The sequence below is a fragment of the Paenibacillus sp. FSL H7-0735 genome, from assembly GCF_038008505.1.
Lineage (GTDB): Bacteria > Bacillota > Bacilli > Paenibacillales > Paenibacillaceae > Paenibacillus_AQ > Paenibacillus_AQ odorifer.
The window spans coordinates 524,632-537,359 of sequence record NZ_JBBOZH010000001.1 but is presented as its reverse complement, the minus strand read 5'-3'; the positions used below and the strand labels follow the sequence as shown (position 1 = coordinate 537,359).

Below are 12,728 nucleotides of genomic sequence, written 5' to 3'. Positions count from 1 at the left end.
AAGGAAGTGCCAAGTTTAAGTTTTGTTTAAATTTCACGACGCGGATCAAAGATTACAATAGAAGTGCCTTCGCCTGTGCTCTCCATAACCCATTCCAGCTCCATATGCTTCATCAAAAGATCGACGATAGACAATCCCAAACCTGCCCCCTTGTAATCGGATGGACTCTGAATGCCTCGACCATGATCCGCAATAATTATGGCACGTTGTTCATTACGTTGCTCCGTTGAGATCCCGACATAATGCCCGCTGCTGGCATGTCGTACAATGTTTTGATACAAATTATCGAGAATACGGCGGAACCAGACCTCATCCACCCTCCAGAATAGCGGTTCGGCTTCCAGGTTAATATCAATGTCGAAGCCCTCTTTTTCCCATACGGGGTACCAAGCAGCCGCACTTTCCCGCAACAAGCGTAAAACATCTTTACGTTCCAGCTTTAAGGTTACCCGTCCACTATTGAGCAGATTGTAAGATAAAAGATTCTCGATCAGGACGCTAAGATCCGCAATACGCTCATCCATAAGCTGTAAGGACTGCTTACCTTTTGAGGTCAGATCCTCTTTGGTCATAACATGGATATGGCTGCGAATGACGGTTAGGGGTGTGCGTAAATCGTGAGATAAATTCGAGACTAGACGCTTACGCAACTCTTCCTCTTCTATTTCCCTGCGTCGGCTTTCATCCAGTTTGGTTACCATCGTATTAAAAGCTTCCTCCAGGCGACCTATCTCGTCCAGTTTGCCTGTCACTATAGACTTAGGCATTCTATCCGGGCCTGTAATCGTCATCGCGGTTTGCAGTTGCAATAGCCGTTTGCGAATTTTTCTAAAGAACATCCACGAAACCAGAGCGAATCCTCCAAAAAGGGTAAATAACACAAAGTTATACCAAGCCCAAGCCCCTAATCCCCCATAAGCCCCTTTGTTCAGCAGCTTGCTTGGAATTTGCATCACTATAAATCCCTTGCCTGCCTCCACCTTGTCCCCCACGAAAGCAACGATCGCTAAAGGATCACGATTCGTACTTTCTTTCATAAATGAAATAGCCTCAGCCGCAGTCCACTGATCAGGAACTTCATGGTAAATCTTATCCGTATCCCCTTCATCAGGTGTGAGAATCAGCTGGGTTTTTCCCTGCCCGTCTACCCAAAACATAGTAGTCTCAGTGTATTTTCGACTCAGTTCATGCAGCCGCTGATTTATGGCTTCCGAAGAAGCATTTTCTAAGTGAAGTGCCTCCTTATGCCACATAGTCTCCAGCGGTGCAATATTCGAATACAGGGATGTATCTACAGGCGGGGCACCTTGGGTCACTTCGTTAACAATATTGTAGCCAACAAAAGACAGCGGAAGGACCACAGGGATAAATAGCAGTGCAGAAACGATAATTAGCAAATACCCTGATAACAAAGAGGAATTGCGTTTCTTGCGAATGCGCTCCAATCCTCTCATGCTCTTACCCGGTATCCGATCCCACGGACAGTTTCGATAATTTCCGGATTACCCGGATCAAGCTCCAGCTTTTCGCGCAAATAACGAATATGTACCATCAGAGTTTTATCCCCTTCGATATAAGCCTCACCCCACACGGCCTCGTAGATCTGCTCCTTCGTCATAATTTGGTTAAGATGACGCAGCAAATAGGAAAAAATCTGAAATTGCTTGCCTGTAAGCATGATTTCTTCCTGAGTCTGAGCATTCATCACGCGGTTATCCCCTTCATATACGACTAGATGTTTAAGTGTGAGCGAATCCTGAACAGATGCCCCATTCCTTCGGAGCAGCACCTCGATTCGAGCGGCCAATTCATCCGGATGAAAAGGCTTGGTCAAATAATCATCCGCGAATTCCAAACCTTGCAGCTTATCATCAATCGAGGTTCGGGCAGAGAGCATTAAAATGGGCAGCTTAGGGTAGGAACGTTTCAATCGTTGCCCGATCGTAAACCCATCCAGACCAGGAAGCATAACATCGAGAATAGCCAGTTGGCAGGCGCCGGCTTCTTCCATCGCACCTTCGCCGCTCCGTAGCCAGCGGACACTATATCCTCTTTCGCTTAAATCAGCAGACACTACGCTGCCAATCTCACGATCATCTTCAATATATAACAGAGTAACGCTCATGTAGCTTTAGCTCCTCCCCGATATGAATACCTAAAAAGTTGAAGTCATTATAACACATCAAACAGCCCTCCTACCCCATAGGGGATAGGAGGGCTGTTTGATCAATTCAAGGCTATAGCTTATGGCTGCCATACTCCATGCTCTTTATTGCTACCTACATACTCAATACGTGTTGGAGTAAGCTCCAAAATCACATAATTAGGATCATCAGGTCCAGTAAACCATGGCTCCAGCTCTTTATTCCATACCTTGGAGCGCAAGCCTTCATCCTTAGAGACGGTAGCGGTCGCTTCAATCTCCAGCACATCTTTGCTTCCGCCGGCCTCATAGCCAAGCAGTACAAAAGCATTCGGATTATCGGATAGCTCCTCCACTTTATGAGTTTTGCGATTTGTAGCCAAATAAATCTTCAAACCCTCATGGAAAATGGCCATATAACGTACTTTCGGCTTATTTCCTTCTTCGATCGTACCAAAGGAACCGAACTTGTTGTCATCCAATGCTTTAATAATGAGTTGTTCCAGTTGTTTGTTATCCATTACGTAAATCTCTCCCTTCAAGCATGTAAACAAAAGTTTATATATCCAAGCTCACCGTTTGGATTTATCATAACAATGGTGCTTATTATAATGTACCCTTCAGGTTCACATTGAATCCGACCTTACTCCATAAACTACATCAAGATAAGGAGCTTACTTCGTGAAAAAACTGATTTGGATCGGCTGTCTCTCCTACTTCGTTATCGGTCTGGCACATGTTGTGCTGGGATCTATTCTGCCCGTTCTACTGCAACATTATGATCAAAATTACAGTGCTGGCGGTGAATTAATCTTTAGTCAATTCGCTGGTTTTTTAGCAGGCGTGTTGGTCTCTCCCCTACTTAATCGCCGCTTCGGTAAACGTGGAGGCATCCTCATTGCCACCAGTCTTCTAATAGTTGCAGAAGTTGCCTATGCCTTTCTACCGCCTTGGGGCTGGATGTATTTTATCGCTGTTGCCGCAGGTTTTGGTTTCGGGATGATCGAAGCGGTTATCGGCACCATCATTATTGGTGCTGTAACCGAAGGAACGGCTATTGCGATGAGCCGGCTCGAAGTTCTATTCGGGATAGGCGCACTCGTGATGCCGCTTATCGCCAGTCCGCTCATTGCTGCCGGAGCGTGGAGATTGGCCTTTCTAATCGTCGCTGCCTTCTCTTTGATTTCTCTTATCCTCTGGGCAAGAGGACACTTTGGTAATCTACAACGCATGCTGGATGAACGTGCCTCTGTCCAAGGAGCAGACAATTCGCATTCCTCAAGCTCACGTTCTAACAAAAAATTTCCGTATAAAGGTAAGCAATGGATTCTGCTAGGGATCTTCATCGTTTTCTTTTTTCTTTATGTAGGCACAGAGATGAGTTTAGTCAACTTTATGCCGGCTATCTTTATTGCCAAGCTAGGGATGACAGAGTCTGCGGCAGCACTGACAGTCACTTTCTTTTGGCTGGCGATGTCTACAGGAAGATTGTTTGCGGGTGTAATTGCCGAAAAAATATCTTATCGCGTGTACATTCTCAGCAGCTGTTTACTAACCTTGTTACTGCTGACACTCTTTCCGTTCACTGAAAATCGTATGGCTGCTTTCATTGTAATTCTGCTGCTGGGGCTGTTTATGTCCGGTATTTTCTCCATTGCATTGGTTTTCTCCAGCAAAATGCTGCCTGGCACCGAAGAGTCAACACCCAGCATTATGATTGCTTCCGGAGGCGTTGGTGGTGCTTTGCTACCTCTGTTTACGGGCTGGTCTATGGATCATTTAGAAGTGGCGCAAACAGCCGGATTACTTGCCACTTTTGCTGCCTTCTTGTTCCTGCTAAGCATTGCCGCATGGAGGTTCCAAGCCAGGCAAGCGGTGGAAGGAAAGAGTTCCCGTATTTAGAATAGTATCAACGTTATCCTTTTAGGGTAATGTGATCTATAAGCATATTCTGAGCACAAGGATGGACAATGAATGAATGAGTCTTTAAATGAGTCTTCAACTGAGCCTTTGTTACATACTGCGCTTATGCAGTTTATATTTCCCTTCTCTATAAAAAAGGGCGATTCTAAGCAGCTTATCCAGCAATTACAGGACGACGGATTCACACGTTTTTTTCTGGATAACAAAGAACTGGAAGCTGCCTATTATGGAGAAGGTTACTGTGTTTCCCATGAACGAATGGAGCGCACCTATTTACCGTTTGCCGCACACGTCCTTTTTCCGCGCAGGAAGGATGCCGACTCGTTTCGCCGTTTTTCCAGAGTAAATAATCTCGACTGCATTCTGGAGATTCCGCAGCATTCTATATTTTTCAAAATTCTCTCGACGGATATATTCATATGTCCCTTTCAGCTTGGATTCGTGACGATACGTGTCCAGCTGGAGGGGGATTCGATTCCCTTTAGTATTGCCCTAGAATTCGCGGATCGTTTCCGTGCGCTAGAGAAAACCTTCATACAGGATGACTACACTTATATTCATTGCGGGGAACAGACCTATGAGATGGTAGAGGATTTTGTCTTCCGAAATTTGGTGGATGGACTGGAGCCATATCTGGATCAATCGGATATCAATGGGGCTTATTTTGAGACCCTTCCTTTTTTCGTAGATGAAAGAATGCAGGTACAAGCTTTTTACGGCTTTCAGAATGAAGAAAGTTCTGATGAGATTAGTGTAAATCTACGCTATCGCGCCTCACAGCTTGATGGAATTGATCTGAACGGAAAGCCCTATGCCAGTGCAAGCGATCCAGCGTATATTGCAAACTATTGTCATGAGCATTCCTATAATCGCTGGGGTCCAGACACGTATTATATGATGAATGAGCAGACCTTTTGCTGCATGACCCGGGCTGAACAGGAGATTGCTGTAAGTCTAGCCAACCAGATGTACGGGCAATATTATTACGGATTTTTACTCAATATTTTCCACAAAATCGTTCTGCTGAAGCTCGCCAATATGCACTCCCGACTTCGGATTAATCATGATTATGAGGAAATAGACAATCTAATCTATTCCATCAATAAGTTCTCGGCAAAGTTCTACTTCTTGGAGTTGATTTCCCAGTCGCAGGGCCGGGAGATATTTCTTCAGCTGCGTAAAGTATACGGAAACGACGCTTTATTCGAGGAAGTGAAAGAAACCTTAAATGACCTGTTTCAGTATCAGGATAAGTTTCAGTCCAAGCGACGGGATAATCTGCTGATGATTCTCACTGTATTTACGGTAGTAAGCGGGATTTACGGCATGAATCAGGTCATTGACGATCTGGATGGAAAGATTCAATGGAGTAAAATGATTGGATATTCCCCCTTTGAATTTCTTGCCCTCTTCGTGATCATGAGCGGGATTCTGATCAGCGTTGTCCTCACGCTAGGGGCGCTGGTTAGTGAGCTTAAACGGCGTCACCGCAAGAAATATAAAGATCTAGACTAGCAAAAAAGAAACTACTGGATTGGAAAAATTCAGGAGTGCACTACTAGACATTCCGAGTACAGCCGTCTATAATACACCGTATGCGAGAAATATAAGATATAAAGTATGGGTACAAAACTTATACTTACTTATATTGCACATAGAAATACCCGTTAACTTCATAGAACCAGGGGTGCTGGAATTGGCCGGCTGAGATTGTATCCCACAAGATACTGACCCTTATACCTGATCTGGATAATGCCAGCGTAGGAATCGCCAATTGGTTCTGGTCCCTGTGACCTTGACTAACCTTGCGCCAAGCCAGCGTCCCGATCACTCGGGGCGCTTTTTTTGTAAGATCACTAAAAGATGTAGAAAAACGTACATACTACACTTTACGGTTCATGTTGTGAAGACGGGATTCTTGTAACCTTAAAGGAGAGAAGAAGACATGCACCTCAAAAAAGCACTTACGTTGTGCCTCACCTGTGTACTCATTCTTGCCATTGCCGGATGCGGCAGCAACAATGGGAATACAGCCGGAAACAAAGCAAATGCTACTGATCCAACTGCAGCGGCTGGCACGGATGCTCCAAAAGAGCTCACCAAAGTTAAAGTCGCACTCGACTGGACACCGAACACAAATCATACCGGTCTATACGTAGCTAAGGATCTTGGTTACTACGCTGAAGAAGGCCTGGACGTCGAGATCGTTCAACCAGGCGCAGCGGGTTCTGATACTATGGTTACCTCTGGCGAAGCCGCTTTTGGAATCAGCGCCCAAGAAGGATTAACGCTAGCCCGTCTACAAGGCGTACCCCTTGTCTCGATAGCAGCTATTATTCAGCATAATACGTCGGGATTCGCCGCTCCAGTAGATCGCAATATTAAATCACCAAAGGATTTCGAAGGTAAAACCTACGGAGGCTGGGGCTCACCAGCCGAAGAAGCAGCCATGAAAGCTATCATGGATCCTGAAGGTGGCGATGTGAAAAAGGTGAAGCTGATCAGTATCGGTGAAGCTGATTATTTTACCGCCGTCAAACGTGACATTGATTTCGCCTGGATTTTCTACGCTTGGACTGGCGTTGAGGCTGAGTTGCGTGGCGAGCCATTGGATATGCTGTACTTAAAGGATTATGCGCCACAGCTCGATTATTACACGCCTGTGCTGACGACGAGTGAGAAGCAAATTGCAGATCATCCTGAGCTGGTGAAGGCCTTCATGAAAGCCACATCAAAAGGTTATCAATATGCCATTGATCATCCGGAAGAGGCTGCCGGTATGTTATCGAAGGCCGTTCCTGACCTGGACGCCGACCTTGTCCTAGCTAGCCAAAAATGGCTTAGCCCAAAATACAAGGACGATGCTGCCCGCTGGGGCGAGCAAAAAACCGAGGTCTGGCAAAATTACGGCGACTGGATGTATGATCTGAAGTTGCTGGATAAACCGCTGGATGCTGCTAGTGCATTCAGTAATGATTTTTTACCGGCGGAGTAGAGAGCGGACTTCAGAACCAAGAAGGTTGGACGTTACTTGAGGAAGGAGGAACGGAGCGTAGTGATGTGCTACGTGAGTACCGGACTTCCCAAGTTCGTTCAAGATTCGATGTCGAGTTTGCTTCCTGAATTACTTCGCTATCAAAGTTGGCTTTTTGAACTTACCTTATAATTTAAGAGTTCAAAAAGACGGCTTTCAGAACCAAGAAGGTTGGACGTTACTTGAGGAAGGAGGAACGGAGCGTAGTGATGTGCTACGTGAGTACCGGACTTCCCAAGTTCGTTCAAGATTCGACGTCGAGTTTGCTTCCTGAATTACTTCGTTATCAAAGTTGGCTTTTTGAACTTACCTTATAATTTAAGAGCTCAAAAAGTCGGCTTTCAGAACCAAGAAGGTTGGACGTTACTTGAGGAAGGAGGAACGGAGCGTAGTGATGTGCTACGTGAGTACCGGACTTCCCAAGTTCGTTCAAGATTCGACGTCGAGTTTGCTTCCTGAGTTACTTCGTTATCAAAGTTGGCTTTTTGAACTTACCTTATAATTTAAGAGTTCAAAAAGTCGGCTTTCAGAACCAAGAAGGTTGGACGTTACTTGAGGAAGGAGGAACGGAGCGTAGTGATGTGCTACGTGAGTACCGGACTTCCCAAGTTCGTTCAAGATTCGACGTCGAGTTTGCTTCCTGAATTACTTCGTTATCAAAGTTGGCTTTTTGAACTTACCATATAAAATGAGAGGATTGATTATTGTGGCTAACACCCTACTAAGCATTCAAGTAATTCCAAAAACTCCGAACAATGAGGATTCCATCCCATACGTAGATAAAGCGATTGAGGTCATTCAAAAATCCGGTGTTAAACATCAGGTGAATCCGCTGGAAACCACAATGGAAGGTGAGCTTAGCGAGCTGCTGGAGGTTGTGCGTCAGATGCAAGAGGCGTTGATCGAAGCAGGCAGTCCAAGCGTAATTTCGCAGATCAAAATCGCTCATAATCCTAACGGAATCAGCATGGATAAATTGACGGAGAAATATCGGCCGTGAGATCGACCTGGAAGCTAATATGGCCGCCCCTTGTGGCGGTCGTCTTCTTTTTAAGCGTATGGCAGCTATCTGTATCTGTATTTCATATTGAATCCTGGATTCTGCCGAGTCCTGCTGATATTGCCCGTGAATCCACCAGTAACGCTTCTGGTCTTTGGGCTCATACGATGGCTACGCTGCGGCTCACTTTAATTGGTTTTCCCATCGGTACGGGGGTAGGTCTGATCGTCGCTTTGCTTTTGCATCTTTTGCCTTGGGCTAGACGGGCTTTTTATCCACTCATTATTCTGAGTCAAAATGTTCCCTCCATCGCGCTCGGCCCCCTGCTCATTATCTGGTTCGGCTTTGGTCTTTTGCCCAAAATCGTGCTGATTACACTAGTATGTTTCTTCCCTGTAGCTGTCGCTGCGATGGGCGGCCTGGCCCAAAGTGATCAGGTCATGATGAATTATATGAAAATGGCTGGCGCAAGCAAGTGGCAAATCTTTACCAAGCTGGAGCTGCCCTCTTCTATCCCGGCACTATTTTCCGGTGTAAAAATATCTGCTACTTATGCGGTTATGGGCGCCGTGGTCGCTGAATGGATTGGCGCGGATAAAGGTATTGGCTATTATATGCTTCTGCAGAAATCGGCTTATCGTACGGATCGGATGTTTGTCGCTATTGTTATTATTGTACTTTTAAGTCTTGTACTCTTTGCTATTATTGCATTGCTGGAAAAATGGCTGGTTCGCTGGAAGCCGCGCCGTAACTCATAGAAAGGAAGATGCCTGTATGTCTCAAGCGATGCAAATGCAACACAGAACAACAGAAGTCATCAGCTCTCCTGAAGCTCATACCGCGGCACCCGCCCTTGAAGTGAGCGGCATCTCCAAATCTTTTTTCCATCGTCGCCGTGAGACAAAAGTTCTGAATAATGTCTCTCTCAAGGTAGAGCAACAAGAATTCGTTTCGATCGTTGGTCCTTCCGGCTGCGGAAAAAGCACCTTATTCCATATGATTGGCGGCCTTGTGAAACCCGATGCAGGCACGATCCGCATGAACGGTAAGGTCGTTACAGGTCAACGCGGTGAAATTAGTTATATGCCGCAGCAGCCTGCTCTTTTTCCTTGGCGTACGATTGAGGATAATGTGCTGCTTGCTGGGGAGATCAAGGGCGCACTGCGGGATGGAGCCCGCGAGGAAGCACGCCAGTGGCTTGCCAAGGTTGGGTTAAGCGGGTTCGAACATGCTTATCCGCATATGCTGTCTGGCGGGATGCAGCAGCGTGCAGCTTTTCTCAGAGCATTACTCGCTCCGCAGGAGCTAATGTTGCTGGATGAACCTTTCAGCGCACTCGATGCACTAACTCGCAGTGAAATGCAGCGCTGGCTGCTTGAGCTGTGGGAAGAGAATCGCCGCTCTGTGCTGTTCATTACTCACAACATCGAAGAAGCGTTGCTGCTCTCTAATCGTATCTATGTATTTTCCGGCCGCCCCGGCTCCATCCTGCATACAGTCGATGTGCCGTTTCCGCGGCCACGCCGTGATGAGATTACGGACTCTCCCGAGTTCCTTAAGCTCAAACGCCAGTTGTCACAGTGGATGCGAGAGGAACAAGCTAAAAATAGGCAGCCGCTAGCTTAATCGCTAAGCACTGTAAACTGATATCGCTGGTATAGCGGTGTCAGTTATTTATTTGCAGCGATAAATTCCCTAACATATTTACAATTGGTGCGGATGTATCTGCTCATTTAACAAATTTCACTCATCATAGTAGGGATCACATTAAATGTGTGGCGAAAACGGCCTCCGTGTTGGTAATGGATAGTAACCGGGTTGGGCTGGGGACATTTACGGGATTTATACCGTTGATTTGTTTCGTTGGGCCGGATTCGGCTCATTCTACGGGATTTATACCGTTGATTTGCTTCGTCGGACCGGATTCGGCTCATTCTGCGGGATTTATACCGTTGATTTGCTGCTTCGGGCCAGGTTCGGCTCATTCTACGGGATTTATACCGTTGATTTGCTTCGTCGGACCGGATACGGCTCATTCTACGGGATATATACCGTTGATTTGCTGCTTTGGGCCAGATTCGGCTCATTCTACGGGATTTTTACCGTTAATTTGCTGCGTCGGGCCGGACTCGCTCATTCTACGGGATTTATACCGTTGATTTGTTTCGTCGGGCCGGACTCGGCTCATTCTGCGGGATTTATACCGTTGATTTGTTTCGTCGGGCCAGATTCGGCTCATTCTACGGGATTTATACCGTTGATTTGCTGCTTCGGGCCGGATACGGCTCATTCTGCGGGATTTATACCGTTGATTTGCTGCTTCGGGCCAGGTTCGGCTCATTCTACGGGATTTATACCGTTGATTTGCTGCTTCGGGCCGGATTCGGCTCATTCTACGGGATATATACCGTTGATTTGCTGCGTCGGGCCGGATTCGGCTCATTCTACGGGATTTATACCGTTGATTTGCTTCGTCGGGCCAGATTCGGCTCATTCTACGGGATTTATACCGTTGATTTGCTTCGTCGGACCGGACTCGGCTCATTCTACGGGATTTATACCGTTGATTTGTTTCGTCGGGCCGGATTCGGCTCATTCTGCGGGATTTATACCGTTGATTTGCTGCTTCGGGCCAGATTCGGCTCATTCTACGGGATTTATACCGTTGATTTGCTTCGTCGGACCGGACTCGGCTCATTCTACGGGATTTATACCGTTGATTTGTTTCGTCGGGCCGGATTCGGCTCATTCTGCGGGATTTATACCGTTGATTTGCTGCTTCGGGCCAGATTCGGCTCATTCTACGGGATTTATACCGTTGATTTGCTGCTTCGGACCGGATTCGGCTCATTCTACGGGATATATACCGTTGATTTGCTTCGTCGGGCTGGATCCCAGTAATTCTAAGGCATTTTTGCCTTTCTTTTGCCTCTTCGGGCGGAATTCCAGTGACTCAAGGGAATTTATCCCCTTATTGTACCCCTTTAGCTTTTAGCTTGAATTAAATACGAGGCTATGGCATCAACCAGAATCGGTGTTGTTTATTATTATTAATTTGTTTAAAGGTCACAACTATAGTCGCACTTACATTCTACTCGCTACTCTTACACTTACTCCCACTACTCACTTTTACTCCTACTCCTTACCTCAATCCCACTACTTACTCTTGCTCCTACTCCTTACCTCAATCCCACTACTCACTTTTACTCCTACTCCTTACCTCAATCCTACTACTTACTCTTGCCCTACTCCCTACCTCAATCCCACTACTCACTTTTACTCCTACTCCTTACCTCAATCCCACTACTTACTCTTGCTCCTACTCCTTACCTCAATCCCACTACTCACTTTTACTCCTACTCCCTACCTCAATCCCACTACTCACTTTTACTCCTACTCCCTACCTCAATCCCACTACTCACTTTTACTCCTACTCCTTACCTCAATCCCACTACTTACTCTTGCCCCTACTCCTTACCTCAATCCTAATACTCACTTTTACTCCTACTCCTTACCTCAATCCCACTACTTGCTCTTGTTCATACTCCTCATCTTACTCCCACTAATCTCTCCTACTCTTCCCCCTACTCCTTACCTCACTCCCACTAACCACTATTACTCTTCCCCCTACTCCTCACCTCACTCCCACTAACCACTATTACTCTTCCCCTTACTCCTTACTTCCTACTCTCACACCTGCCTCCTCTTCCTCTCACACCAACCGAACCAAAAAAGGCCCCCATAAACGAGGCCTTTTCTTCATTTCTTAATCATAGCTCGGAACACGAATTTGGGCAGAACTGCCTGTCTGCGCCATCGCGACTTTTGTCCCTTCGCAACTGGAGCGAACAAAAGTCGATGCAACCACTCCAGATTGAGTTTTTTCCATAGCGCTGGTGCAGGAGTAACTTTTCCCGCTATTACATCCAAGCTGCCCCCCACGCCAAAAACAACTTTTACCTGCGTAAGCTCCTGTTTGTGCTTATATACCCATTTGTCAGAGTATGGCGCCCCCATCGCAACGATCAGAAAATCCGGCTGTGCACGCTGAATCTCTGCTACAATGGCAGGCTCCTCTTCCTTGGTAAGAAAACCATTATGTCTTCCTGCAATCTTCACATTCGAATATAACTCCGTGATCTTTTCGACCGCTTTACAACTGGTAAGCTCATCTGTTCCCAAGAAATAAAAACTCCATCCCAAGCTATTTCCTTGCTCCAAAAGCTCAAGAAGCAGCTCATATCCAGTTACCCTCTCAGCAATAGGATCGCCTTTTCTTTTTGAAGCCATCACAATGCCAATCCCGTCAGGAGTGATTAAATCCGCTTCTTGAAGTATGGTTCGTAGCAGCTCGTCCGATTGACTTGTTATCGTAATTTCCGGGTTAGCCGTGATCAAATGGAAAAGTTTCGGTTCTCCGGATTGAATATGTTTTGTTAGATGAAGTGTTGTCTCATGTAGTGTTAGTTTTGAAAAGGGAACTCCTAATATTGAAACTGTCCCGTCCATATAATCACCTCTCACTAAAATTCCACTTCAATATACCTTACCATAATCAAGAGGAGGAAGGGGAGTCATTTAAGTTACTTAATCACTACAGCCACTTACCCAAACACTATAGCCACTTC

At 46.1% G+C, this 12,728-nt stretch carries 11 protein-coding genes and 1 riboswitch; of the genes, 7 read left to right on the top strand and 4 right to left on the bottom strand.

Features of this window, described 5'->3' with window-relative positions; all coding sequences use genetic code 11:
* Nucleotides 1-26: 26 nt before the first annotated feature.
* The 3 genes from NSS82_RS02420 to NSS82_RS02410 form a co-directional block, all read right to left on the bottom strand.
* Nucleotides 27-1,454, bottom strand: a complete 1,428-nt coding sequence (locus tag NSS82_RS02420) for a HAMP domain-containing sensor histidine kinase (protein WP_076273107.1) — start codon at nt 1,452-1,454, stop codon at nt 27-29.
* Complete coding sequence (locus tag NSS82_RS02415) at nt 1,451-2,125, bottom strand: response regulator transcription factor (protein WP_038568445.1); 675 nt, start codon at nt 2,123-2,125, stop codon at nt 1,451-1,453. The genes NSS82_RS02420 and NSS82_RS02415 overlap by 4 nt, the downstream gene beginning before the upstream one ends.
* 119 nt (nt 2,126-2,244) lie before the next feature.
* Nucleotides 2,245-2,664, bottom strand: coding sequence for a pyridoxamine 5'-phosphate oxidase family protein (locus NSS82_RS02410; RefSeq protein WP_036682665.1), 420 nt, complete (start codon nt 2,662-2,664; stop codon nt 2,245-2,247).
* Nucleotides 2,665-2,824: 160 nt separating this feature from the next.
* Here NSS82_RS02410 and NSS82_RS02405 point away from each other — a divergent pair, with 160 nt between their 5' ends.
* The 7 genes from NSS82_RS02405 (at nt 2,825) to NSS82_RS02375 (ending at nt 11,001) form a co-directional block, all read left to right on the top strand.
* Complete coding sequence (locus NSS82_RS02405) at nt 2,825-4,045, top strand: MFS transporter (RefSeq protein ID WP_076103825.1); 1,221 nt, start codon at nt 2,825-2,827, stop codon at nt 4,043-4,045.
* Nucleotides 4,046-4,117: 72 nt separating this feature from the next.
* Nucleotides 4,118-5,581 carry a hypothetical protein gene (locus tag NSS82_RS02400; protein ID WP_076273108.1) on the top strand — a complete coding sequence of 488 codons (1,464 nt, stop codon included), beginning with the start codon at nt 4,118-4,120 and terminating at the stop codon, nt 5,579-5,581.
* Between the two features lie 158 nt (nt 5,582-5,739).
* Nucleotides 5,740-5,850: riboswitch (TPP riboswitch) on the top strand.
* A 161-nt stretch (nt 5,851-6,011) separates the two neighbouring features.
* Nucleotides 6,012-7,061: an ABC transporter substrate-binding protein gene (locus NSS82_RS02395; RefSeq protein WP_076273109.1), complete on the top strand. Its 1,050-nt coding sequence runs from the start codon at nt 6,012-6,014 to the stop codon at nt 7,059-7,061.
* A 745-nt stretch (nt 7,062-7,806) separates the two neighbouring features.
* Entirely contained in the window at nt 7,807-8,100 is a 294-nt protein-coding gene (locus tag NSS82_RS02390) for a thiamine-binding protein (protein WP_036682688.1), read from the top strand.
* Nucleotides 8,097-8,858: an ABC transporter permease gene (locus NSS82_RS02385; RefSeq protein WP_076101296.1), complete on the top strand. Its 762-nt coding sequence runs from the start codon at nt 8,097-8,099 to the stop codon at nt 8,856-8,858. The genes NSS82_RS02390 and NSS82_RS02385 overlap by 4 nt, the downstream gene beginning before the upstream one ends.
* Before the next feature lie 28 nt (nt 8,859-8,886).
* Nucleotides 8,887-9,726 (top strand): ABC transporter ATP-binding protein, encoded by an 840-nt coding sequence (locus NSS82_RS02380; protein ID WP_143759133.1) that lies wholly within the window; start codon nt 8,887-8,889, stop codon nt 9,724-9,726.
* A gap of 534 nt (nt 9,727-10,260) precedes the next feature.
* The gene (locus NSS82_RS02375) at nt 10,261-11,001 is read left to right on the top strand and encodes a hypothetical protein (RefSeq protein WP_341109697.1); all 741 of its coding nucleotides are present in this window, start codon (nt 10,261-10,263) and stop codon (nt 10,999-11,001) included.
* An 858-nt stretch (nt 11,002-11,859) separates the two neighbouring features.
* Here the strand turns inward: NSS82_RS02375 and NSS82_RS02370 are convergent.
* Nucleotides 11,860-12,609, bottom strand: a complete 750-nt coding sequence (locus tag NSS82_RS02370) for a WecB/TagA/CpsF family glycosyltransferase (protein ID WP_038568435.1) — start codon at nt 12,607-12,609, stop codon at nt 11,860-11,862.
* Nucleotides 12,610-12,728 lie beyond the last annotated feature (119 nt).